The 25775-nt window shown below is 36.8% G+C and carries 25 protein-coding genes and 1 other RNA gene; 21 read left to right on the top strand and 5 right to left on the bottom strand.

Annotation, left to right across the window (positions count from 1 at the left end; genetic code table 11):
- Positions 1-62: 62 nt before the first annotated feature.
- The 17 genes from secG (at position 63) to ssrA (ending at position 17266) form a co-directional block, all read left to right on the top strand.
- Complete coding sequence (gene secG / locus QH639_RS03965) at positions 63-290, top strand: preprotein translocase subunit SecG (protein ID WP_004228101.1); 228 nt, start codon at positions 63-65, stop codon at positions 288-290.
- Positions 291-478: 188 nt separating this feature from the next.
- On the top strand, positions 479-1225 hold the full coding sequence (locus tag QH639_RS03970; RefSeq protein ID WP_131521152.1) for an alpha/beta hydrolase: 747 nt from the start codon (positions 479-481) through the stop codon (positions 1223-1225).
- A gap of 38 nt (positions 1226-1263) precedes the next feature.
- Entirely contained in the window at positions 1264-3735 is a 2472-nt protein-coding gene (gene rnr / locus QH639_RS03975) for a ribonuclease R (RefSeq protein WP_048390899.1), read from the top strand.
- A 71-nt stretch (positions 3736-3806) separates the two neighbouring features.
- On the top strand, positions 3807-4271 hold the full coding sequence (gene smpB, locus QH639_RS03980) for an SsrA-binding protein SmpB (RefSeq protein WP_009373233.1): 465 nt from the start codon (positions 3807-3809) through the stop codon (positions 4269-4271).
- A gap of 235 nt (positions 4272-4506) precedes the next feature.
- A complete protein-coding gene (locus QH639_RS03985; protein ID WP_237898644.1) occupies positions 4507-5922 on the top strand; it encodes an FAD-binding oxidoreductase in 1416 nt (471 codons plus the stop codon).
- Complete coding sequence (locus QH639_RS03990) at positions 5909-7249, top strand: (Fe-S)-binding protein (protein WP_237898640.1); 1341 nt, start codon at positions 5909-5911, stop codon at positions 7247-7249. The genes QH639_RS03985 and QH639_RS03990 overlap by 14 nt, the downstream gene beginning before the upstream one ends.
- A gap of 45 nt (positions 7250-7294) precedes the next feature.
- Entirely contained in the window at positions 7295-8395 is a 1101-nt protein-coding gene (locus QH639_RS03995) for a CdaR family transcriptional regulator (RefSeq protein ID WP_193767376.1), read from the top strand.
- 164 nt (positions 8396-8559) lie between these two features.
- A complete protein-coding gene (locus QH639_RS04000; RefSeq protein WP_237898638.1) occupies positions 8560-9585 on the top strand; it encodes a DctP family TRAP transporter solute-binding subunit in 1026 nt (341 codons plus the stop codon).
- 11 nt (positions 9586-9596) lie between these two features.
- Positions 9597-10094: a TRAP transporter small permease gene (locus QH639_RS04005; protein WP_131521155.1), complete on the top strand. Its 498-nt coding sequence runs from the start codon at positions 9597-9599 to the stop codon at positions 10092-10094.
- Entirely contained in the window at positions 10091-11416 is a 1326-nt protein-coding gene (locus QH639_RS04010; protein WP_054549533.1) for a TRAP transporter large permease, read from the top strand. Before QH639_RS04005 ends, QH639_RS04010 begins: the two co-directional genes overlap by 4 nt.
- 17 nt (positions 11417-11433) lie before the next feature.
- A complete protein-coding gene (locus QH639_RS04015) occupies positions 11434-12180 on the top strand; it encodes an SDR family NAD(P)-dependent oxidoreductase (RefSeq protein ID WP_036219397.1) in 747 nt (248 codons plus the stop codon).
- Positions 12173-12649: a PCC domain-containing protein gene (locus QH639_RS04020; RefSeq protein ID WP_054549532.1), complete on the top strand. Its 477-nt coding sequence runs from the start codon at positions 12173-12175 to the stop codon at positions 12647-12649. The genes QH639_RS04015 and QH639_RS04020 overlap by 8 nt, the downstream gene beginning before the upstream one ends.
- 11 nt (positions 12650-12660) lie before the next feature.
- Positions 12661-14142 carry a class I adenylate-forming enzyme family protein gene (locus tag QH639_RS04025; RefSeq protein WP_259420098.1) on the top strand — a complete coding sequence of 494 codons (1482 nt, stop codon included), beginning with the start codon at positions 12661-12663 and terminating at the stop codon, positions 14140-14142.
- The gene (locus QH639_RS04030; protein ID WP_112116596.1) at positions 14139-15272 is read left to right on the top strand and encodes a thiolase C-terminal domain-containing protein; all 1134 of its coding nucleotides are present in this window, start codon (positions 14139-14141) and stop codon (positions 15270-15272) included. Before QH639_RS04025 ends, QH639_RS04030 begins: the two co-directional genes overlap by 4 nt.
- 3 nt (positions 15273-15275) lie before the next feature.
- Positions 15276-15584: a Zn-ribbon domain-containing OB-fold protein gene (locus QH639_RS04035; protein WP_237898635.1), complete on the top strand. Its 309-nt coding sequence runs from the start codon at positions 15276-15278 to the stop codon at positions 15582-15584.
- A 208-nt stretch (positions 15585-15792) separates the two neighbouring features.
- A complete protein-coding gene (locus QH639_RS04040; protein ID WP_131521159.1) occupies positions 15793-16716 on the top strand; it encodes a DMT family transporter in 924 nt (307 codons plus the stop codon).
- A gap of 194 nt (positions 16717-16910) precedes the next feature.
- Positions 16911-17266, top strand: a transfer-messenger RNA (tmRNA) gene (ssrA, locus tag QH639_RS04045).
- A gap of 131 nt (positions 17267-17397) precedes the next feature.
- Here ssrA and QH639_RS04050 read toward each other — a convergent pair.
- Complete coding sequence (locus QH639_RS04050) at positions 17398-18534, bottom strand: site-specific integrase (RefSeq protein ID WP_259420099.1); 1137 nt, start codon at positions 18532-18534, stop codon at positions 17398-17400.
- A gap of 238 nt (positions 18535-18772) precedes the next feature.
- On the opposite strand from QH639_RS04050, the gene QH639_RS04055 reads away from it, so the two are divergent.
- Positions 18773-19141, top strand: coding sequence for a cyclic-phosphate processing receiver domain-containing protein (locus QH639_RS04055; protein WP_259420100.1), 369 nt, complete (start codon positions 18773-18775; stop codon positions 19139-19141).
- A 171-nt stretch (positions 19142-19312) separates the two neighbouring features.
- On the opposite strand, the gene QH639_RS04060 is transcribed toward QH639_RS04055, so the two are convergent.
- Positions 19313-19981, bottom strand: a complete 669-nt coding sequence (locus QH639_RS04060; RefSeq protein WP_259420101.1) for a site-specific integrase — start codon at positions 19979-19981, stop codon at positions 19313-19315.
- 76 nt (positions 19982-20057) lie between these two features.
- Positions 20058-20207 carry a hypothetical protein gene (locus tag QH639_RS04065; protein WP_259420102.1) on the bottom strand — a complete coding sequence of 50 codons (150 nt, stop codon included), beginning with the start codon at positions 20205-20207 and terminating at the stop codon, positions 20058-20060.
- 376 nt (positions 20208-20583) lie between these two features.
- Here QH639_RS04065 and QH639_RS04070 point away from each other — a divergent pair, with 376 nt between their 5' ends.
- Positions 20584-20730 carry a hypothetical protein gene (locus tag QH639_RS04070; RefSeq protein ID WP_259420103.1) on the top strand — a complete coding sequence of 49 codons (147 nt, stop codon included), beginning with the start codon at positions 20584-20586 and terminating at the stop codon, positions 20728-20730.
- Positions 20731-20967: 237 nt separating this feature from the next.
- Here QH639_RS04070 and QH639_RS04075 read toward each other — a convergent pair whose 3' ends face one another.
- Positions 20968-21603 carry a hypothetical protein gene (locus QH639_RS04075; RefSeq protein WP_281115669.1) on the bottom strand — a complete coding sequence of 212 codons (636 nt, stop codon included), beginning with the start codon at positions 21601-21603 and terminating at the stop codon, positions 20968-20970.
- A gap of 239 nt (positions 21604-21842) precedes the next feature.
- Positions 21843-23948: a hypothetical protein gene (locus tag QH639_RS04080; protein ID WP_259420105.1), complete on the bottom strand. Its 2106-nt coding sequence runs from the start codon at positions 23946-23948 to the stop codon at positions 21843-21845.
- 568 nt (positions 23949-24516) lie between these two features.
- On the opposite strand from QH639_RS04080, the gene QH639_RS04085 reads away from it, so the two are divergent.
- Positions 24517-24639: a hypothetical protein gene (locus tag QH639_RS04085; RefSeq protein ID WP_259420106.1), complete on the top strand. Its 123-nt coding sequence runs from the start codon at positions 24517-24519 to the stop codon at positions 24637-24639.
- A gap of 592 nt (positions 24640-25231) precedes the next feature.
- Entirely contained in the window at positions 25232-25573 is a 342-nt protein-coding gene (locus tag QH639_RS04090; protein ID WP_259420107.1) for a hypothetical protein, read from the top strand.
- Positions 25574-25775: the final 202 nt, after the last annotated feature.

The raw sequence follows: 25775 nt of genomic DNA on the forward strand, positions 1-25775 counted from the left end.
ACAACCTTTTTTTGTTATAATGTAGTCTGTTGTGATGTTTCAAAGTTCGGGAGGTGCAGTGAATGCATACAGTAGTATTAGTTTCATTAGTTATCGTATCATTGGCGTTAATCGTTGTGGTATTACTTCAATCTAGTAAAAGTGCAGGCTTATCAGGTGCCATCTCGGGTGGAGCTGAGCAACTATTTGGAAAGCAAAAAGCACGTGGTATGGATTTAATCCTTCACCGTGCAACAATTGTGTTAGCTATAGTGTTCTTTTTATTAGCAATCGCTATTACAAAAATCTAATAGTTGAAGATATATCGCCTAACCGAATTGGTTGGGCGTTTTCTTTTATCATAGTTAAATGGTAATTTCCCTCTCAGTAGTAAAAAATGAATTGTAACATAATAACCAATGTCATCTGCTAGGCATCATCGAGATGACGAGAATGGGTATAGTATGTATAAGTGTTTTAGAATGAAGGAGTGCTTACAGTGAACAAATCATTATCACAGCCATTTTTCTTTCAGGCAGGACCTCGTGCTGTTTTATTATTACACGGCTTCACAGGAAGCTCTGCAGACGTACGAATGCTTGGTAGATTTTTAGAGAAAAAAGGGTATACTACATTAGCACCTCACTATAAAGGTCACGGTGTGGAACCAGAAGAACTAATCACAACAGGTCCAGCAGACTGGTGGCAGGATGTTATTGCCGCCTACAAACAGTTACAGGATGCTGACTATCAGGAAATAGCCGTTGCTGGCCTTTCATTAGGCGGTGTTATGGCATTAAACGTTGCATTAAATAATCCTGTTAAAGGCATTGTGACAATGTGTGCCCCTATGACAATGCGTACAACCGACGTTATGTTTGAGGGTGTTTTGAAATATGCAAGGGACTATAAAAAGTTCCAAGGGAAACAGGAAGAACAAATTGAAGCTGAAGTTGCAAGCATTGCTGACAAAGGCATGCCATCTCTCCAGCAGCTACGAGAATTTATAGCTCGCACTCGTCAAGAAATTGACATGATTTACGCGCCTATTTTCGTCGTACAAGCTACAAATGATGAAGTAATAGAGACAGAATCTGCCAACATTATATATAATCAAACTGAGTCACTTGAAAAGCACATCAAGTGGTATGAAAACTCAAAACATGTTATTACATTAGATCAAGAAAAAGATCAATTACATGAGGACATTTATCGCTTTTTAGAAAGCCTAAATTGGGCACAATAAATAATAAATAGGATTTTCTCATGAAGGAGGGAATATGTATGAAAGACCAAAAAGATACACTACAAAGTCGTTTACTCGATTTTTTCAGCAAAGATGATTATAAACCACTAACCGTCGGTGAAATCGAGGATGAATTCGGCTTTGAGGATGCGGAGGAGTTCAAGGAGCTTGTGAAAACACTTGTCCGCATGGAGGGGCAAGGCTTAGTTGTACGCTCTCGCTCCAATCGCTATGGCCTACCAGAGCGTATGAATTTACTAAGAGGTAAATTTATCGGACATGCGAAGGGCTTTGGCTTCGTGACACCTGATGTCGAGGGCATGGATGATGTGTTCATTCCGCCGCATGAAATTAACGGTGCCATTAATGGAGACATCGTTCTGATTCGTGTTTTAAAGGAATCATTTGGTGATCGACGTGAGGGTACGGTAACAAAGGTTGTCGAGCGTGGTCAAACAAGCTTTGTCGGCACATTCCAAGCTAACCGTGGCTTCGGCTTTGTTGTTCTAGACGATAAAAAGCTACCAATGGATATCTTTATTGCCAAAGGAGATACATTAGGAGCTGTCGATGGACATAAAGTTGTTGTTGAGGTAGCAACATGGCCAGAGGATTTAAAATCTGCTACAGGCTATATTACAAAAATTTTAGGGCATAAAAATGATCCAGGTGTGGATATTTTATCCATTTTGTATAAGCATGACATTCCACCTGAATTCCCAGATGAAGTCATTGCTGCGGCACAGCGTGTGCCAGATGAAATTACCGAGGCCGATTTAGTAGGGCGTCGTGATTTACGTCATGAAACGATTGTGACAATTGATGGTGCAGATGCAAAGGATTTAGATGATGCCGTAACCGTAACGAAAAATGTAGATGGAACGTATAAACTTGGCGTACATATTGCAGACGTAAGTTATTATGTAACGCAAGGCTCGGTCATTGACATTGAAGCTTATGATCGTGCGACAAGTGTTTATTTAACAGACCGTGTCATTCCAATGATTCCACATCGTTTATCAAACGGCATTTGTTCATTAAATCCACAGGTTGACCGTTTAACACTCTCCTGTGAAATGATTATTGATGCGAATGGTAATGTGGTTGCACATGAAATTTTCCAAAGCGTCATTAAAACGACTGAACGTATGACATATAAGGACGTTTACAAGATTTTAGAGGAGCAGGATGAGGCATTAATTGAACGCTATGAGCCACTTGTTCCAATGTTTAAAAACATGGCTGAGCTGTCTGGTATTTTACGCCGTAAACGCGAAATGCGAGGAGCTATTGACTTTGACTTCAAAGAATCTAAGGTGATCGTAAACGAAGAAGGATGGCCAGTGGATATTGAATTACGTGAACGAACAGTAGCGGAGAAATTAATTGAAGATTTCATGCTAGCTGCCAATGAAACAGTGGCAGAGCACTTCCACTGGATGAATGTACCGTTTCTATACCGTATTCACGAAGATCCAAAGCCTGAAAAGCTTCAACGCTTCTTTGAATTTGTCACGAACTTCGGTATTTTAATTAAAGGTACTGGTAATACCGTTCATCCTAAGGCATTACAGGATGTTTTGAAGGCTATTGAAGGGATGCCAGAGGAGCCTGTTATCTCTACGATGCTCCTACGTTCAATGCAGCAGGCGAAGTACTACCCTGAAAGTCTTGGACACTTTGGCTTATCAACGGATTTCTATACACACTTCACATCACCAATTCGTCGTTATCCTGACTTAGTTGTACACCGTTTAATTCGTACGTATTTAATTAACAAGGATACATCGAGAGAAACCATTGCACAGTGGAGTATGGCGATGGATGAAATTGCTGACCACACGTCTGAGCGTGAACGTCGTGCTGTTGATGCAGAACGTGATACAGACGCACTGAAAAAAGCACAATATATGTCCGACAAAATTGGCGAAGAATTCGAAGGGATTGTTTCATCCATTACAAACTTCGGTATTTTCGTGGAGCTACCAAACACCATCGAAGGACTTGTCCATATTAGCAATATGACTGATGATTACTACCGCTTCGATGATCGTCAAATGATTATGATCGGGGAACGAACGAATCGCCAATTCCGTATTGGGGATGAAGTGACAGTTCGTGTAGCAAATGTCATTATTGAGGAGTCATCCATTGACTTTGAAATCGTTGGAATGGTAACTTCATATGGACGAACACGCAAAGCAGCACCAACTGTTATTCATGCACGTAAAAATTACAGCGATAACAAAGGTGGACGCAGTCGCCGAAGCACACGCAGTGATGAGGAAAAAGGCGGACGTGGTGGCAATCGTAGAGGCGGTCGTCAAGAGGATGACCGTGGAACTCGTAGCTCATCAAAGCAAGGTGAACGACGCGAAAGTGACCGTGATCCACGTGGACGCCGCAAAGATGACTCAAGCCCAGGTCCTAAAAAACGCGTGAAGCAAAAGCAAAAGTTCTATGAGGGCATTGCCAAAAAAGGCAAAAAGAAAAAAACAAAACGTAAATAAGCCTAAGTGAAAGTATTCATTGAAAGGGTGCTTTCGCTTAAGCTCAACCTTTTAAGTAGAGGGTGAAAGATATGGCAAAAGGTTCTGGTAAAGTATTAGCACAAAACAAAAAAGCAGGCCACGACTACTTCATCGAAGAAACAATCGAAGCAGGCATGGTCCTAACAGGTACAGAAATCAAATCCATCCGTGCAGGTAAAGTCCAACTGAAAGACTCCTTTGTCCGCGTCCGCAATGGTGAGGCATGGATCAACAATATGCACGTTAGCGCCTTTGAACAAGGCAACCGTTTCAATCACGATCCACTACGCACCCGAAAGCTGCTGCTCCACAAAAAGCAAATCGGCGAGCTAGTCGGTGCCGTAAAACGTGACGGCTACACAATCGTTCCATTGAAAATGTACATCAAGGATGGCTATGCCAAGCTCCTTATCGGCATTGGTAAAGGGAAAAAAGATTACGATAAGCGTAGCGACATGCGCAAAAAAGAAGCCAAACGCGAGATGGAACGTGCCTTCAAGGAACGCCAGCGTTAAAAAGGCTGATGAGAAAGCAGGCAAGTGCCACTTTCTCATCAGCCTTTTATATTTTATGGAAGAATAGTATAAATTTTGAAGTTGATTGGAATTTGTCCGATAACTTCTATTTTTTTGGTCTTATAACACAAAAAAATTAAAATTTATTACACTTTTTTATCTTACAAGACATATGTTTAGAAAATTCTAACAATTAAAATTGTAGTAATAAATATCTCATTTCGAGGTGAGTCTTATGAATAAAACAGTTATCGAAAAAATTACGCATATTGTTGGTGAAAAATACATTAAAAACTCAACTGCACAGCTTTTAGCATATTCCTATGATGCAACGGCAAATTTTCAGCGCTTACCTGATCTTGTCATTTCACCAGGGAATGCAGAGGAAATTGCTGAGGTAATTAAAGTATGTAATGAATATAGAATTTCAATTATTCCGCGAGGCTCTGGAACAAATCTTGCAGCAGGAACGGTGCCTTACGATGGGGGCGTAGTGATTTTATTTAATAGAATGGATCAAATTTTAAATTTCGATAAGGAAAATTTAACGATTACAGTCCAGCCTGGCATTATATCTGAGAATCTTTGTACATTCGTCGAAGCACATGGTTTATTTTACCCTCCTGATCCAAGCTCCATGAGAATTTCTACGATTGGTGGCAATGTTAGTGAAAACTCAGGTGGCTTGCGTGGCTTAAAATATGGTGTAACAAAGGATTATGTCAAAGGTCTACAAGTTGTTTTACCAAACGGGGATATTTTAGAAACAGGTGGCAAACTAGCAAAGGACGTAGCGGGCTATGACCTCACATCATTATTTGTTGGAGCAGAGGGAACATTGGGTGTCGTAACAGCGATTACTTTAAAGCTTATTCCGTTGCCCCAATATAAAATGACGAGCATCGCATACTTTGAATCCTTAGAGGATGCAGCAAGAACAGTCTCTAGTATTATTGCCAATAAAATCATTCCCGTAACGCTAGAATTTCTTGATAAAAAAACAATTAGCGCCGTCGAGCAATATATGAAAATTGGACTCTCAACAGATGTAGAAGCAATGCTATTACTTGAGCAGGATGGTGAAATGCATCAAGTAGAACAAGATGTCAAAGAAATGGTACGAATCGCTGAAGAAAATGGAGCTCTCTTTACGCAAATTGCAAAAGATGCACAGGAAGCGGAGCAAATTAAAACAGCAAGACGTGTCGCTTTATCAGCATTAGCAAAATTAAAACCGACAGTTATTTTAGAGGATGCCACAGTACCACGATCAGAGCTGGCCAAAATGGTGATGAGAATTAATGATATATCCGAAAAGTACAATGTCAATATTGCCACATTTGGTCATGCAGGGGATGGAAATTTGCATCCTACATGTTTAACAGACTTGCGAGATGAAGTGGAGATGCACCGTGTGGAAGCGGCATTTTCGGAAATTTTTGAGGCAGCACTGTCGCTAGGTGGCACGATTACAGGGGAGCACGGTGTAGGTGAAATGAAAGCACCTTATTTAGAATGGAAAATTGGTCCTATTGGTATCAATGTAATGAAAAACATTAAGCAAACTTTCGATCCTAACCATATTATGAATCCTGGCAAAGTCTTTGCTAAAGAAACGAAGAAAAGAGTGGTGGTACATGGTGGTAACTAACGTACAACAGCAAATGCAGCAATCCTTCCAGACACATGTCGATGAAAATCTATTGCTCGACTGTATGAGATGTGGCTTCTGTTTGCCAAGCTGTCCGACCTATCTTCACATGGAGCAGGATGAGGCACAATCACCACGTGGACGCATTGCCTTAATGAAGGCAGTACGTGACGGGATTGTACCTTTCGATGCATCTGTAGAACAATCATTCGATTTATGTTTAGGATGTCGCGCATGTGAGCCGGCATGTCCAGCTGGTGTACAGTATGGTGCTTTAATCGAGCAAACCCGTGAAGCCGTACAAGAAGTGAAGCAATCTTCCTTCGTAGAAAAAACAACAAGAAAAATTGTTTTCAATCATCTTTTCGTCAAGCAAAAAAATATGGAGCATGCAGTTAGTCTAGTGCATCTTTATCAAAAAACAGGTCTACAAAAAGCTGTACGGAAAATTGGCTTTTTAAATTTATTCCCAAAGCATTTAAAAACAATGGAGGCATCTTTACCACCCGTAGCTAAAAAGGTACAGCCATTAAAGAAGGTAAAAACAGCTTCGATGAAGGTGGCCTTTTTTACAGGCTGTTTAATGAATACACTTTATAAGGAAACAAACGATAAAACAGTATTCTTGCTACAAATGCTTGGTGTTGATGTCGTTATTCCAGATAATCAAAGTTGCTGCGGGGCTCTCCATGGGCATAGTGGGGAGCTAAAACGTGGTAAGCAAAACTTAATTCGTAATGTAGAGCTATTTGATTCAGATGATTATACCTATATTGTTAATAACGCAGGTGGTTGTGGTGCTTTCTTAAAGGAATATGAAAAGCACTTACATAGTGATGAACGCTATCGTGAAAAAGCAGTTCGATTTTCAACGAAGACAATTGATATTTCAAGTCTGCTTGTCAAAGCTGGGCTACTGGATTATTTAGCAACCTTGCCACAACAAGTAAACAAGACTCTTGTAACCTATCAGGACTCCTGCCATTTACGCAATGTTAATAAAATCTTCAATGAGCCAAGAATGATTTTACAGGCCCTACCGAATGTGCACTTTAAAGAGCTGCCAAATGCCAATACATGTTGTGGATCAGCAGGAATATATAATTTATTGCAGCCTGCATCAGCAGATAATATTTTAACTACAAAAATGGCTACGATTAAGGCGCTACAGCCTACAGTGATTGTCACAGCCAATCCTGGTTGCTTGCTGCAAATTCAATCTGGTATCCATAAAGAAAATCTAGAAGCAAGCATGCAAGCCGCACATATTGTTGATTTTATCTACAAGAGCATAGAAAACTGTAGTAAAATAGCTAAAATATACTAAATTTTCGGCATAATCAGTATATTAATCTTTATGGGGGGTGGCACAATGTTTGATTTGCAAATAATTGGCACAAAAATTGTAAGAGAGCTTGGTGAGTTGATTGATCAAAATGTTGTTGTAATCGATCATAATGGATTTATTATTGCCAGCACAGACATGTCGAGGATGAATCAATTTCATGAGGGTGCTTTAATAGCCATGAAAAACAAAGAAGTCATGCATATGACGAAGGAACTGTCGGTTCAATTGAAGGGTGTGCGGGAGGGTCTTGTCATGCCATTAGTTATTGAAGATACATCAATCGGAGTAATTGGTGTTACTGGACAACCTGTGGAAATAGAAAAATACGGGAAGCTTGTTCAGAAAATTACACAGTTTTTTGTGGAAGATTTTTTAATGCACCGTAAAAAAGAACGAGAGACTAAAATGTTTGAGCTCTTCCTGCTAGATTTATTAAATGGTCAGGTAAATCAATTGTTGCTAGAGCAACGAGCAGAAATGTTAAATATTGATACAGAGCTCTACAATCGAATTATTATAATTCAATTGAATAGGAGAATCGATGAGAAGGGGGTGGATTATTTGCGTGCAATTCAAATAATCCATCCTCAATTACATATTTTTCAATGGAGCTTTGATAAGCTAGTGCTGCTTGTCCCAAACATAACGCGTATTCATTTAGAGCAAACACTTCATTCATTTAACCGCAAACTTATCAAGCTTTATGATGAAGATATATTTATAGGTGTCGGCAACTCACACTCCTTCTTTGAGCTAAATGAATCCTATAATGAAGCAAATATAGCGTTAACGGTTGCTATAGAAAATAGACAAATAGTATTTGAAGAGGATTTGAAATTAGAGTTACTATTGTCCGACCTTGATGAACAAAAGGTTGGCCATTTCATCGGCAGAACAATTGGCTCTTTAATAGAGGAAGAAGAACTAATATACAATCTAGAAATGTGGCTAAAAAGTAAAGGGGGCTTACAGGAAATTGCTGATGCCCTTCATATTCATAAAAATACATTAAAATATCGCTTGAAAAAAATAGAAAAGCTTTTAAAGATCGATATTAATAATAATGAAAATAAATTGGAATTAATGATTGCTATTTTGCTGTTTCGAAAAAGAAAAAGCGTTTAATGAAATACTTAAAATGCTGTTATTTGTATGTTTTTTATTTATTAGAGACAAAAATCACTCAATTATCATGTAACTTTTTATCCCCTAGGAATATATATTTAGATTTTTCGGAATTATAAAATAATTATAGAATCTAATATAAAAAGAGTAGGGGGATATATTTTATGAGGAAATTTTTAAAAGGGAGAAATCTTCTCTTGGCTATGCTCTTGATTGTATCAGCAATACTAGCTGCCTGTGGTGGTAGCAGTAGCGGGAATGCTGATGATAAAGAAAAGTCATATAAATTAAAAATGTCTGTCACAGTATCAGATTCATCAACATGGTATGAGGCAGCAAAAAAACTGGCAGATGATATGGATAAAGAAACAGATGGTCGCATTAAAATTGAAGTATTTACGAATGAACAATTATCTGGGGGAGATTCGGGTAAGGCTGTTGAAGGCTTAGCAAAGGGTTCAATCGATTTAACATTTAACTCTACGATTATTTATTCGATTTTAGATCAACGTTTTGGTGTGACAAGTGCACCTTTTTTACTTAAGGATCATTCAGAGGTAGATAAAGTGTTTAATGGAGAAGGGGGAGAAAAGCTTAAAGAACTTTTAGCTGAAAAGGGTGTACAAGCTTTAGGCTATGGAGAAAATGGTTTCCGTCAAATAACGAATAGTAAGCGTGAAATTAAGCTACCAGAAGATTTAAATGGATTAAAGATTCGTATACCTGGTATTACCATGTACACAGATTTATACCGTTCATTAGGAACAGATCCTGCAACAATGACATTCTCAGAAGTGTTTACAGCATTGCAGCAAGGAACGATTGATGGGCAAGAAAATCCTATTGATGTTATTGCTTCGTCAAAGCTTGACGAAGTTCAGGATTACTTAACATTGTGGAACTATTCATATGATCCATTAGTGTTAGGTATGAATAAAAAGCTCTATGATTCTTTAAGTGATGCAGACCGTGAATTATTTGATCGCCTGGGTAAAGAGGCAGCTGCATATCAAGTGAAAATTGCACGTGAAAAAGAAGCGTCACAAATTGAAGATTTGAAAGCTAAAGGAATGAATGTTTATACCCCAACAGATGCAGAATTGGAAGCGTTTAAAAAAGCTGTTCAGCCTATTTATGATAAATACACAGATATTTGGGGAGAAGATTTACTGAAAGCGTTTACGCCATAAGGGGGAAACATATGAAATTCTTAGACTACTTTGAAGAGATTATATTAAGCGTTACATTTGCAGCGATTACATTTATAACATTTGTAAACATTGTTTCTCGTAATTTAGTCAACTTATCCCTTTCTTTTACAGAAGAAATCACAGTTAATTTGTTAGTATTGCTTACATTTGTTGGTACAGCATTAGGTGTGCGGAGATACGCACACCTTGGTTTTACCTTATTGTTCGATAAAGGGAACAAGCTGACAAAAAAGGCGATTGTTATTATTTCATCAGTAGCGAGTGGTGTATTGTTTGCAGTATTACTTTATTACGGCATTGATATGGTATTGTTCCAAATGCAGATTAATCAAACAACACCAGCCTTAGGGATGCCGCAGTGGATTTTATCTTCGGCATTACCACTAGGTGCATTACTGTGCTTAATTCGTACAGTTCAAGCAATGGTTGAAGAGTATAAAGCAGTGAGTAATGAAGGGAATGGAGCGAAAGGGGATGAGCTCGTATGATAGCATTATTACTTTTTGGCTCCTTTATATTGCTCGTATTTTTAAGGGTACCAATCGCTGCTTCCTTAGCGGTAGCCTCAATGGTAGTCCTATTTACATCACAAGGACTATCTGGTTTTGAGGCACTAACAGATATTATGTATACGAGCGTGGCAAAGTTTACGCTATTAGCGATTCCATTCTTTATTTTAGCTGGTGTCATTATGGACCATATCGGAATTTCTAAGCGTTTAATCGACTTTGCACAAACATTAGTAGGACATCGTAAAGGTGGGATTGTACTTGTAACGGTATTAGTAGCGATTTTCTTCGCTGCTATTTCAGGGTCTGGTCCAGCCACAGTTGCTGCAATTGGAGGTATTCTCATTCCAGCAATGGTGAAAAACGGCTACCGTAAAGAAACTGCTGGTGGATTAGTGGCGAGTGCGGGTGCGATAGGTATTATTATTCCCCCATCGATTGCCTTCATTATTTTTGCAGTAGTAGCAGGAGATCAAATCCCAATTACAATTAACCGTCTTTTTATGGCAGGGGTTATACCAGGTATTTTAGTAGGTATCGGTTTATTTATTGCTGGGATGTATGTCCGCAAACGTGATATTCAAAAGGGTATTTTTAATGACTCTGTGGAAGCAACTAAGCAAAAAAGTACAGGAAAAGAACGTTGGGATGCATTTATAAAGGCACTACCAGGATTAATGATTCCTGTCATTATCTTAGGTGGTATCTATGGAGGGTTTTTCACACCAACAGAAGCGGCAGTTATTGCGGTTGTATATGGACTAATTGTCGGACTGTTCATTCATCGAAAAGGCTACATAAAAATGATGTATCGTATTTTTATTGAGTCGGCGTTACAAACAGCTGTTGTAATGATTATCGTAAGTGCCGCCTCTGTCTTTGCCTATATTGTCACAACAGAGCAAATCGCCTCTACTATTTCAAATACGGTTTTAGGTTTAACAGATAATAAAATCATTATTTTACTACTCGTAAATATTATTTTATTAATTGCGGGTGCATTTATTGATGCCATTTCTGCGTTTTATATATTCGTCCCGATATTACTTCCAATTATGTTAATGCTCGATGTAGACCCAGCTGTATTTGGCGTGTTTATGACAATTAACTTAGCAATCGGCTTATTTACACCACCTGTTGGCTTGAATTTATATGTTGCAGCAAGTATGTCAAAGGCTAATATCATTCAAATTTCCAAAGGGGTGGTCCCGTTTATTGTTGCTTCGGTTATCGTTTTATTACTTGTAACCTATATACCTTCTCTATCAACATTTTTACCAGATTTATTAAATATTAAATAGCAAAGGGGAAAACTATTATGACATTAAAAGATGATGTAGCGATTGTTACAGGAGCAGCAAGTGGGATTGGACAAGCAGTTGCGGTCCAGCTTTCAAAGCAAGGGGTACATGTTGTTTTAGTTGACTTAAATTCATGTGAGAAGACAATTGAAAAACTAGCACATGATAGCTATTTAGAATGCTTAGGAGATATTCGTGATGCAGAGTTTGTGAAAGCAACAGTCAATCGCACAGTTGAAAAGTATGGAGAGATTCATATTTTGGTGAACAATGCTGGGACATGTAGTCGCAAAAATATTGAAACAATGACTTTTGAGGAATGGTCGCGTGATCTTGATACGAACTTAAAAGCAACATTTATGTTTACCCAGGCATGTGTGTACCCACATATGAAGGATGCTCAATATGGTCGGATTATTAATATTAGCTCAGTTTCAGGTTTAAACGGTGGTGTTACATCTGGTGAAGATGGTACAGGTCGATCAGGTCCAGCTTATGCTGCCTCAAAAGGAGGGGTAATTGCCCTTACGAAATGGGTAGCAAAAGAGCTTGGCCCACTTAATATTACTTGTAACTCCGTGGCACCAGGCGCAACCTTAACAGGTATTACAACAGGGGTTCCATACAATTTAGATCAGCAGGTTATTAAGCGTATCGGCACACCTGATGATATTGCAAGTGCTGTCTTATACTTTGCATCGAGGGAGGCTAGCTATGCAACTGCTCAGGTGTTAAAGGTAGATGGAGGGATTAGTATTGGATAATTCTCGTTGGCAAGCTTTGTATGACCGACCTACGGATAGAATTATCGGAAGATTGAAAGCAGGAACGGATTTATTTACTGGGATGAAAGAGGTTTGCAATCACTTTGGGGTAAAGGGAGGGCAATTTCAATGCATGGGATCCCTAAAGCAGGCTACCTATGTCCAAGTTCAAAGAGGTGAAAAGCAAGGGACCATTGTTTATTCACCAAAACGGCAAACTACCTCTCCGGTCGAACTTATTTCTGGTTTAGGGTTTATTGGGATAGATATGGAGACGAATGATTTAGATATTCATTTCCATGGATCTTTTGTCGATTGTGATCAACATTTTACTGGTGGACATTTTCTTGAAGGAGAAAATGAAATCGCTATCACAGTCGAATTCATCCTCTATCCATTAAGAGAGGCGATACCGAAAAGACGGAAGGATCAACAATTTGGGGTTCTAATTTTTCATTTTGATGAATAGGGGGAAGATAAATGAGTACAATTGGCCAATTAGCACTGAAATCGGCTCGAGCGTATCCAGATAAAATAGCAGTTAAATTCAAAGATCGTGCGATTTCCTATGCCGATTTGATGGAACGTGCCTATGCACTAACAGCTTATTTTAAAAGCCTTAACTTACAAAAAGGAGAGCGCGTAGGTATTTTAATGTCAAATCGATTAGAGCATATAGAGCTTGATGTAGCTGTTTCTTTATATGGTCTTATTAAAGTCCCACTTAATTACCGCTTGCATCCGAAAGAACATGAGTATCAGGTGAAGGATTCAGGTATCAGTCTGATGATTGGTGAAAAATCATTAATTGATCCGCTACAAATTGACTTTCCAATTCTTTATTGTGGAGAACCGTATGAGCTAGTAGTGAAACAGTTTAAAGGACAGTCCCATGAAAATGAAGTGGAAGAAAATGATACGATGGCCATTATGTATACTTCAGGAACGACAGGTAATCCGAAGGGCGTTATGCTATCACATCGCAATATGGTTAGTGGAGCCCTATCCTTAGCAATAGCGTGTGAAGTTGACTATACGGATATGCTCGGTCACGTCGCACCACTGACACACGGGGCAAACTTTTTAAGTCATGTGGCATGGCTCTATGGCTTAACACAAGTTATTTACGATAAATTTGAGCCAGAGCAATTTGTTCATTTATTAGAGCAGGACCGTATTTCAATCATTTTCCTAGTCCCAACGATGGTCAACCTTATGATTCAGCACGATCAGTTCAACCCGCAGAAGCTTCGTACCATTAAGTCGATTAATATGGCAGGCTCACCGATCGCTGCCGCTAAGTTGCAAGAGGCACTAGACAAAGTAGGAACAAAATTTGTAGAAACCTATGGTCAAGTAGAGGGACCGATGTGCATTTCTATGATGCCACGCGAGGATTTACCATCTCGCCTTGATTCATGTGGTAGAATTGGACCATTTGTTGATGTGAAAATCGTGGATGCTGAGGGCAATGAATGTCCAGTAGGAGAAATAGGCGAAATTACGGCAAAGGGCCCGCTTATTATGCAAGGCTATTGGAATAACGAAAAGGCGACTGCCGAAACATTGCGTGATGGCTGGCTTCATACAGGCGATTTAGGCAAGCTAGATGAGCATGGCTACCTATCGATCGTGGACCGCAAAAAGGAGGTCATTATTTCAGGTGGTGTAAATATCTATCCGCGAGAAGTAGAGGAAGTGTTGAACAAGCATGAATTCGTCAAGGAAACATGTGTAATTGGTATTCCAGATGACAAATGGGGTGAATCCATTGTCGCCTATGTCGTGCCAAACGGCCGTGGAGAAATTGAGAAGGATGCTTTAATCGAGCTTTGTCAGCAACATTTAGCGAGCTTTAAAAAGCCAAAAGAAATTTTCGTAGTAGAAGCCCTACCAAAAAGCTCCTATGGGAAGATTTTAAAACGTGAGCTAGTAAAACAGCATATGGAGGTGACACAATGACGGTATATGTTCATAGTGTAAGCATGACGAAGTTCGGTAACAATGAAAATGCTTCATTGAAGGATTTAATGCTCACTGCTAGTCGAGAGGCGCTAGATGAGGCAAGAGACTTAAAAATCGATGCGGTTTTTGTTGGTAACTATATGGGAGGTAGCTTAGCCAATCAAGAAATTCTAGGTGCAATCGTAGCAAATGACCTAGGGCTCGGCCCCATCCCCACAGCCAAATTAGAGGGTGCCTGTGCATCAGGTGGTATTGCATTACGACAAGGTATTTTAGGTATATTAAGTGGCGAATATGAAAGCGTTTTAGTTGTCGGTGTAGAAAAAATGAAGCATGCCCCAACCGCCACTGTCACGCAATTTATTAACTCTGCAATGGATCAGACGACTAACGAACGTTATGCGGGTCTAACCTTCCCAGGATTTTTTGGTGTAGTCGCAAACCGCTATTTCCATGAGACAGGTGCAAATAAATCCCATTTAGCAAAATTAGCGTTGAAAAACCGTGAAAATGCATTGCAAAATCCATTAGCCCAATTCCAAAAACCAGCAACACTCGAAGAAATAATGAACGCACGCATGATTACCGATCCACTTGGCTTATTCGATTGTTCACCGATTACAGATGGCGCAGCAGCAGTTGTGTTATCTCGTAAGCCATCGGATATTAAAATAGTAGCATCTGCACAGGCGTCAGGACCGACAATGATGCAGGATGCCATTGATTTACTATCATTACCAGCGATTCGCATTTCAGGTCAGCAAGCCTATGAAAAAGCAGGGGTTGGTCCTGAGGATATTGATGTTGTGGAAATTCACGATTGCTTCTCCATGACAGAAATGTTGGCCATTGAAGAGCTTGGTTTTTTCCCGAAATTAGAAGGCTGGCTAGCTATTGAGCAAGGAAAAACGCGCGTGAACGGAGAAAAGCCTGTCAATACAAGCGGAGGGCTTTTATCAAGAGGACATCCTATTGGCGCAACAGGTGTGGCGCAGTTTTACCAATTAGTACTACAATTACGCGGACACGCACCAAACCAGCTAGAAAAACGACCGCGATTAGCACTTGCACAAAATTTAGGTGGCACTGGTTCTTATTCGGTAGTCCACATATTAGAAAGGGTGTAGCAGATGAAGGTTTATGAATGCTGTGGTGTAGAGTCAGTAACGAAAAAAGTGTATTGCAGCACCTGCCGCCAAGAAATTAAAAACGAACGAGAAGTCCCAGATGAGGGAACCGTGTACAGCTTTACGGTCATTCATATTGCACCAGCAGAATATGCCCATTTGGCACCGTATACTGTGGCACTAGTACAGCTAAATGATTCAACAGCCAAGCTAACAGTGCGTATTCAAGAAAGTGTCCAAATCGGTGACCTCGTACAGCTAGATGAAATGAAAGATGGAACATACATGTATCAAAAGGTGAGAACTGCTTAAGGATGGGGATGAAGTATGGTAGGCTGTTTGGAAGGCGATGTCTTTCCTGGCAGCCTACTTTCTTATGAATAGTCTACTAGACTTATTATAAATGCTCCTTTATTGAGGGGAATTTCAATTTGGGTCCTGCTGCAGGTGTTAGCCTGATGTCCCATTGAACATAGAGAGGCTACTTATCTTGCGATCGAATAAAACAGGAGGTGATGACTTGGCAAATGCAAAGGTTTATTCCATTTTAGTTTTCGTTATGTTTCTTTGGGGCATGAATGTTACATGGCTAAAAGTAATTGTTTCCAATGGCGATCCATTAACGATACAAACGGCGCGTATTTTTCTTGCAGCTATTACGATTTTTATTATTTTAAAGCTAACGAAGCAGCCGCTTTATGTAAAAGGAATGCCATTTAAGTACATATTCATTGGTTGTTTTTTCGGCGTCATTTGTCACCATGTCTTTTTAGCATATGGCATCGTTCAAACAACAGCCATGAAAACAGCCATTATTAGTGGCTTAAGTCCACTTTTCACGGCACTTATTGCCGTATTATTTAAAGACACGGTTATGACAAAATCTAAATTAATTGGCTTTGCACTTGGTGGAGTTGGCGTGCTATTCGCAGTGGTGGACGACATTACCGAACTAACGAATTTACAGCTAGGTGATTTTCTCGTCTTTATGTCATTCTTTTTGCAGGCCTTTAGCTTTATTGCAATTCGCCGTGCCACGGAAGTCATCTCTCCCATGCTGATGACAGGCTGGATGCTTCTCATAGGCTCATCACTCTTATTAATTTTCACATTCGCTACAAGCCTTCGAAGCTACGGGGCTTTTGTATCCTTCAGCCCTTTCATATGGCTCGTATTTTTTATGTCTGCTATTTTAGCTACTTCGATCGGACATACACTATATAATTTATGTATAAAACACATTGGTGCAGCGGAATCCGCTATTTTTGTGAATTTCAATACCATATTCGCACTCATTGGAGCGGCCTTATTTTTACATGAAATCATTACACTGCAGCAATTTATCGGCAGTTTAATTATTATTTCAGGCGTTATAATCGGCACAAGCAATTTAGAGGAAAGACTTCTTCAAAGGAAAAAAAATCGCGATAAACTAGAGTGTTAGAAAAGTAGAGATGCTCAACTTTTCCAAGGCTTCTATAAGAACGCTGATCCAACTTATAAAGTGTCTCTACTTGATGTTTTAAGCTATTTATTTTATAATAGTAACACATGCCAGTGAGCATCTACTCATACGATGTTCATTTACAACCTGCCTTATGCAGCGTTGTCCGAACGGTTTATAACCGGATTATATCCGGGGACGTTACGGATTCGACAGGGATGGTTCAAGCTTTGGTCGCGCGTCGGAGGGCTCGGCTCCGTCATCAACGACAGTTATATAATAACTGGCAAACAACAAAACTTAGCTTTCGCAGCGTAAGCTCGTAAGCGCTCTGCCTCTCTATCGCCCATGTAGAGAACGTGGGGCCCAACTTTAGTGGGATACGGTCGATGGTGCCACCTGAGTCATCGGCAAGAGATTTCCAGGTTAGCGTACAGGACGCCTGTTTGTCGGCATAATGTTACGTGAATCGTAAATAGGCAAACTACACGCGTAGAAGCTGAAGTATTGGAGTTTCTGGACGCGGGTTCGACTCCCGCCGTCTCCATACATATATTTTCTAGAGTTGTCTAGAGTGGTCAAAACCCTTGTATATCAAGGGTTTTTTCTTTTTAGTTGTACTGAGTTTTCTGGGCTTTTTATCGAAAACTGGTCAAAAATCTGGTCACTTTTGGGTCAAATTTATGAGTTCAAGTACGTAACAAATTTATTAATTGTTTCGTTTTTTGCACGCTTTGATAGGTGCGTATAAATGTTGAGCGTTGTTTGCACATCTGTGTGACCTAATCGTTCTTGTACTTCTTTGACACTTGCACCCGCTTCGAAAAGCAAAGAGCAGTGCACATGTCGAAAAGAATGGACATGTGTGTAAGGTAAGTTGTATTTATCGATAATTTTCATAAGCCATCTTCTAGGAATTGTTTGCTGCAAGAACTTATTTTGTTCGTTAGCAAACATTAACTGATTTTTGTCACTAACTTTTGGAAACTTTTGTAGTTGAAGTTGCTTCCATTCAGATAAGATGTGACATGTTTCATCATCGATTAAAAGCTGGCGTATCGTATCGGTTTTCGTTGATTTGATATAAAGCTTGTTTTTTTTACCTCTTGAAAGAGCTTTTGTAATGAGCAGTTCCTTTGTATCGAAATTTATATCTGCCCAGGTTAATGCAAGAGCCTCTCCTTTACGAATACCTGAAAAAGCAAGCAGGTAGTAAAATGCGGTTATTTGAGCGTTACCATATTGCTTTAAGCATTGAAGAAAGTTAATTAGCTGCTCTTTTGAATAATAGTTGACCTCGGTATCTAATACAGCAGAGGTTTTGATTTTTGGAAGATCCACTAGCTTGAATGGATTAGAACTGATGTACTCACGCTTAATAGCAAAATCAATTACTTTAGAAGCGTAAGTTTTAACCATTCGAAATCTTTTTAGTTTCAAGGAACAGTCATCAACGAAGCCTTGGCAGATTGCTATACTCAATTTCTCAATTCGGTAGTGACCTAATGCAGGTAGAATATGATTCCTGAAAATTCCTATTGTTTTGACAAAGGTACTTTCTTCAACCGTTCTTTCGTAGTGCTGAATCCAGACATTATATAGATCCTCGTATGTTTCAGTTATAGGCTTCTTATATTCCCCTTTACTAACTTCGACTCTTAATTGAGCTAAAGTGAGACTAGCCTCTTTTTTTGTTTGAAAGCCGCGTCTAGTAACGTGAATTTGTTTGCCTGTTAGGCTATCTATTCCTAAATAAAGCTTAAACATGTAGTAGGTCTTGCCATCTTTTTTTGTATATGATTTAATAGGGTCTTTCATTAATATGCCTCCTAGAACCATACAGGGAAACTAGGGTACAGTTAATGCTGCGATTAACTATATTGTAAGTATAGCTTATAAAAAATGGTTTCCCAATGAATAAACTTCCTTTATTTTGGGAGCCTTTAAGGGAGAAATAATGGTGGTAGCAAAAAGGCTATTCGTAATTAGTGGTTGAATGTTTGCAAAATCTTTTATTACACTACACAATTGAAACAAACGATGCATTAAGGGTGTGATGATTTTGGGTACACAAAAGATAAATCTTTATGTTGATGATTTAAGAGATTGTCCGAGTGGTTTTGTCGTGGCAAGAACGTTTCAAGAAGCAATTCACTTACTTGAAAATCACGAAGTAGATATCCTTTCTCTTGACCATGATTTAGGAGAGGATCTAAAAGGTAATTTATTGCCAACAGGTTATGACTTAGTTAAATATATTTGTGAAAAAGGGTTACGGGCAAATAAAATATATCTTCATACGGATAACCCAGTTGGTAGAGAGAATATGTATCAAACATTGCAGGGGGCAAGGCGAAGAGGCTTCATTGATTCAGATATTGAAATTTACCACTATCCGATTACTAAAAATAAGTACTCTGGTTAGTTATTTGCAAAACATTATTAGCACATTCCATCAAAATTATTGAGTGCTCAATGGCAATCAAATAAAGTATTCCATTACTTATTGTGAAACCCTGTAAAAATAGAGAAAGAACAAGTGCCAAAATACAATTAAATGTACTTTAGCACGGATTGAGATTCAATTAACAATCATTTATACAGTTTGATTAAATGACTTTACTAATATATTGCCTAATTCAGGGATGCAATGAATATACAAATCTATTGTTGTTTTTATATTTGTGTGACCTAAGAGGTGTTGGATAAATTCAACATCTTTTGTTTGGTAATACATGCGAGCAGCACAAGTGTGACGTAAACCGTGAACTGGAACAAGTTTTAGTCCGTGTTGAGTTTGGAACTTTTTTAACCAAGTGATTAATTTGTAGTTATTGTAAAAGGTATTTTTACTGTTTGTGAAGATAAGCTGCTTTTCGCCTTGATGCTCAAGATTTTGCAACTTTAATTGCTCTGCTTGTAGTTCCTGCCATTTAAATAATGCTTGCAAAGTTTCTTCATCAATATCAAGCGTTCTTTCATACGAGTTCTTCTTACTTTTAATATTAGGCTTATTCCATTCGTCCGTACCAACTGCTTGATGAATACGGATTTTTTTGTTTTGAAAATCAATGTCTTGCCATTGCAGTGCAAGAAGTTCCCCTTTGCGTAAACCTAAATTTACAAACACTAGAAAAATTGCGATTTTTGAAATATCATCTGTAGCTTTCAACTTTTGAATGAACTCGTCCGATTCATCTGGTGTATAGAATAATTTTTCAATTTGATTTTTTGTACCTTTAACAGCTTTGTTCATTGTTGTCATTAAAATGATCTCCTTTTGTGTTTTCTATTATTTTTTTATTCTTGTATATTGGTTAAAAAGTGATTAACTTTCGTTTTTAGGAATCGCTCGCTTCGACAAAGTTAACTATCGTTACACCTCTAATCAATAAGCATTTTTCAAAGATTTGTTCAAAGTTATTATCAAGAGTAAATTCAAGCTCTGTTACAATGTGCTTTTCAAGGTTTTGTGTAGTTAAGTTTTCCATTTGTTTGTTCCTCCGTAATAGATAGTAAGTGTTATTAAGCAATGAAGGTTGCTAAAGTGTTAATATCCTACTCTATAAATTTGCAGATAAGATAATAACAAAAAAAGTGTGGGACACATCAAATCAGCTATTTATCAGCTTTTTAAGTCGGACAGAATTTAGAATTTAGATAATTAAAATTGTTTACTTCTGAACATTTGAATTAGGTAGCAATGTTGTTTAATTGAAAACTTAGGATTCGAAGAGAGGGGATTATGGAGAATTGTTCGTTATGTAATTTAGAGTTCTAACAGACAAAAATATTATCTTAAGTAATAGGAATTGTATATTTCTGTAATTAGATCTTGCACGCATAAATTCTAAAAAGGGTGTTTAGTTGGAAGGAGTATGCATCACAGTACCAAAAATACATAGTGAGAAAGCATTTGATTTATCGGCAGAAGAATATAATGCAACCTATACACTTCTCTTGTTGACTTGGAATAAAGATTTATTAAACGCAGCCATAAATGATGACTTTTAACGTTAAGGAATCGGCTGTATATGCAAGATTTTATTCAAAATATGTTCCGGTGTAATTTCTTTCGAATAGCATTGAAAGCTTTATTGTATCTAAGTTCAAACGATCCTGCATAAAAAGGTGTATTTGATTGGAATATTAAAAAACACTTAAAACATTGATGTAACAACATTTTAAGTGTTCCTTTGTATCCCCAAACTTTGATTTGGGAACGTTTTTTTGTATAGATTGATTTTCGTGCTATTTATTGTTTAATTCCATTACAGCGATGGCTGCCTTTAATCGTCTATCTGGATCATCGCTATTTATTTCATCTTTAATTATTTTCATTGCATCAATTACTAATGAATTTAATTCATCTTCGATTAAAGAAATTTCATTAGATTCATCCGACAAATCATTTATCCCGATACCTTGCTTTTGATTTAAATATTTAATAAATATTGATCTATGTTTAGCCATATCTATTAACCCTAATTGCGATTTTATAGATACTTGGATTGCTTCAGGAAGCTCATTACGATTAAATGGTTCTCCGTCAAATAGCCATTCTACTTTACGTTGATGCTCGAACTTTTGAGAATTCGGATCGAAATAATAATCACTTTTTATAATACCTGTGTAAAATACATCATTGTATGGAACGATGCAATAATCACCTATTTTCATTTGATTAACAAAGCGATCTAATAATCCTACTTTTAAACTTGCATCTCTAGGCATTAAATTTGCCTGGGCTACTACATTTTCAACATCTTTTTTAGTTGAACATCCTGTTAAATCTCCAATGCCCCAATGTACAGCAATAATATTATCCTCTAAGAACTCTGTCATACGGTCTGTTTGATCTGGAAAAGCTCTAACCATCCATAACATAAATCATCATCCCTTTCATTTAACTTAATTAAATACTAACTCTTTAATGTGAAATAATCAAGTCTTTTTTTACATTCATAAAAAAAGACTAACTTATTAACTTAGTAATATCCATAAAAAAAGCGATAATTACTGTTAAATCAGTATTTATCGCTTTCAACGTGTTCCCAAATTGAGATTTGAGAACGTTATTTTGTATGAAGTTGTATGATTTATAAATCTTTTTTCAGCAAACGATTCTAAATATAACGTACATACATATCTGTGACGAATTTTATAGCATCATTTAAAGATTTATTAAAGGCTTCAATATATTCATCTTTAAATAATAAAGGTAATTCAACTCTTAATTGTGTATTTTTAAGGAATTCATTGTAAATTTGGCTGTAACCAAATTTATTGGCTCTTGCTTGTTGTAATGCTTTGTCATAAAGGAGTACAGCAGTAAATTTATTTTTTGAATAATATAAGTAGCGTTGTTTGATAAGCTTTAGAATTTCGGCATTATCTTCTTCAGAGAATTTTCCACCTTTGAATGAGATATATTCCGAACTAATAAGAAAATCTAAAAGTTCATCTGTTAATATATTTTTAAAAAGCCCTGGAAATTCAACATATATATTTTTAATCCCACTACTATATGCGTAGTAACTTTCATCTTTTATATTTGAACTGTAACCATAGCCTTCTTTTAAACGTAACACCAACGCTTCATAACTCTTTCCGTGGATAACTTTCCCCATTTCTTTTGCAATATTAGCAAGTACTTTTAAAAATACGTTTTCTACAACAACTGGATTTTCTAACTGTAATGAGAATACATTATTTGATTTATGTTCATTAAATTCCCAATATATATCTAAGTCTCCATCAATATTGAATTCAAACCTACTATAATTACTTCTTAACTCTAATGAATTAATTAGTAATTTAAATATGTTTTTAATTGCATTACCTGCATTATAATCTTCCCAAAGTTCATCAGGTAAGTCATTCACTAACGCACAAGGAATTGTATATAGAATATCTGACTTAATTTTAGCATTCTCTAATATATCTAATCGTAAGCTTTCTGATTTTTCATCTACTGCCAAAATTATCTGATCTTTAGATAACTGTTTTTTAACTGAAGGCTGTGAAAATCTACCTTTATTCAATGAAGGTTTATTTAATTGTTCAATGAATAAATCAACCTTGTTTTGTAGTAAAACAATAGGAATATTTTTTTTGTAATTTTTCAAACCTTGCTTATAAACTTCACGTAATTTATAAGTGTTAGTATCAGATTCTAAAGGGGCCAACAGTACAGACAGGTCGAATTTTTGGTCATACAAGAGATTTTGGAAGTATTGAGTTTGATCACTATCTATATCATGGAATAATCCTCTTGAGTCGAGCAAGCATACAGTTATATCACCATTTTTGTTAAGTAATCGTTCATTCTTATCTAGGTCACTGATAATCTCACTAACATAGTCATTTAATGGTGAATAAATAAGAATTTCTGACGCCAAAACCTCAATAGATAATTGATTCCCTTCTGCTACATTATTATCTGTGAAGAAATGTTCGATAAAGAAGCTAGAGTCTTCAAGTTTATCTAAATCTATTGTGTTAAAGTAAAAACCATCTTTTGAAATATTATTTTTATCGAAAAATTCAAAAAATAATGACTCTAAATATTCGTTTATTTTGTCTAAAATTTCATAGTAATTTGGAATTTGAATTTCATTGAATTTTATAGAAACATTATTAAAAACGTTGTTCTTTAAAAGATTTGATCGAATTTTAGAATCTTTAAGTTCAAGTTCATTTTTAGCACTATTGTAAATTTCAAAACTATGATTTTGAAAGAATTTTATTTCTTGAAATTTCGAAACAATTTTATCAATAATTTCATTAATAGTACTTTTAGATAAAAGTTTTAAGACAGCTTTTGTATTGTCGTTAGAATTAAAAATTAAGTTAATAGATTCTTTAAATTTATTATAGAATTCCGATTCCGTAGCCTTAAAATTTGCACCTAGATTAACAATTACATCTGAAACAGACTCGATAATGATTTTATTATTATAAAAATCTTTATCTATGAATTCCTCATTAGGTTTAATTGCTACAACTACAGAGTCTTTCAACCACTCAGCGTTACTGTAAATTAATTTTCTATTTCTTAAAGTTGTATTAGTAGTACCAATTATTAATTGAAAAAGTTCATCAGCCCTTTCATCAGAAAATAAGGCCGTAAATAAACTTTTTCCGTTCCCTGTACCACCAATTGTTGCAATAGTAGCAGCAAATTGATTTAATTCTCGATTTCTAAGACTTTCTTTTACTTGTGGTGTCATATTAATTCCTCCTTCATTTTCAAATAAAAAAATCCGTAACTCTCCTCATAAGAAGATTACGGATTTAATAATATCTACGAAAACGAAATAGATAATTAAATAAACGTTCTTCATAACTGATAGAGGATTATTTTCATAAGCGGGTAAGCTTATCTACTTTTCCAAGTTATGGATTAATTTTATAAAATACTACCATATAAGTTTTTTTGTGTCAAATTAAAACTGTAAAGATTTTAAACTGATGAGGGGATGTGAATTAACGTCCTCTCAATCTAATATAAGTGGGTTTCGTTACGCTCACTTTTTTAATTAATAATTTGATAATACTAGAACTGAATGTGGAGGTTATCAGATAGTTAACTCTTTGAACATTCCCAAAGCGTCGTTTGGTAACTTTTCTTTGAGATTCTATTTATATATTATCACCATACAAAACAAGTGGATCGAACGGTCTTCTTTAAAATGATTTTTCGCAGCATCTCAGAGAGTTATTTAATGTTAAAATTGAATCAACCTTGTCTTAAAGGAGAATTTTAATGAAAAAGCTATACAGGAGGGAGGGACAAACATGGGCTTGAAACGTACTATAAAGAGAAAATCTACACAGCCTCACACAAAAGTAACTAATTTTGGATATGATAACACGATTAAGAAAATTGATAAGGCGATTGCTCTGCTTGAACGAAAATAGCTCAATTAGTAAGCTTCGAAATAAAGGATAATATTTACTTACAAATCAAAGTGCCCAAAGCACGTTTGGGTACTTTGATTTGTTTAACGATGTAAATCCTCATAAATCTGACAGAACTCCTTGTAAGACTCTCTAAAAATCAAATCGGTGAGTGCCTTTTGCATGGAGTAACCGCAACTCTCATGCCTTCGATTTAAATTAAGCATAAAAAACTACGGATGTTCTATCATCCGTAATCACTTTCACTAAAAAGGTAAACCGCCCTCTCCCTCCAAGTTGAATAGTGGTTTACTTTTCTCGCTAATCGCTTTTGAAGCACTTTTAACATACCATAAAACGAACGTTTGCTCTACTTTATTTTCTGTATTTTATATTTTCTAGTGTTGGTCGGCTGTAACTATACGTACAATTTTTCCGTTTAGTTGTCAGTACCCCAGGTAAAATAAAATAGATTAAAAACACTCTTTTCCTATTTGTCTTGTGGAGAACGTTTAATATATTCGACAATCTAGTTTATTCACATACCAATTTAATATCGCGATTCAAAGCATGTAGAATGATAATACGAACACGTTATGAAAGGAGCGATTCTTTGCTAGCACAACAAATTAAGCACGATTTAGCAGTAGCACTACAAGACGAATTCAATACACATAAGCTGTACAAGCATGTGGCTCAGACGATACGAATGCTACTTGACGCTCAGCTAGATGAAAAACAATATGTAGAATGCCATTTTAATGACTACATGGTGAAAGCTGGGGTATTTAAGCGTTACGAAAATAATGAACTCTCTATTATTGTTCTTGTATTTCGAGAAAATATTAACGGTGAAATAATGATTCAACTAAATATCGCTGGCAATTGGTTAATCTTGTACAATCAGTTTTCAAATGCAATTATTGAGATTATTGATTGGCGAAAAATAGAGTAGATGCATATTTTGCATCTCTTTTTTTTGCTCAAAATGGGTAGGGGAGATCTAATACATGGATAAATACGAAGGGTGTATGCTGCTATTTATACTATAATAAAGTTAATTTCTAAACAATTAAAAACATGTCTTATGGTGTATTAGAGAATATCGCAGTACACTATTTTTATAATACAATAGAAGAAACATTAAATATTATAGA

The organism is Lysinibacillus sp. 1 U-2021 (genome assembly GCF_029916965.1).
Classification (GTDB): Bacteria; Bacillota; Bacilli; order Bacillales_A; family Planococcaceae; genus Lysinibacillus; species Lysinibacillus capsici.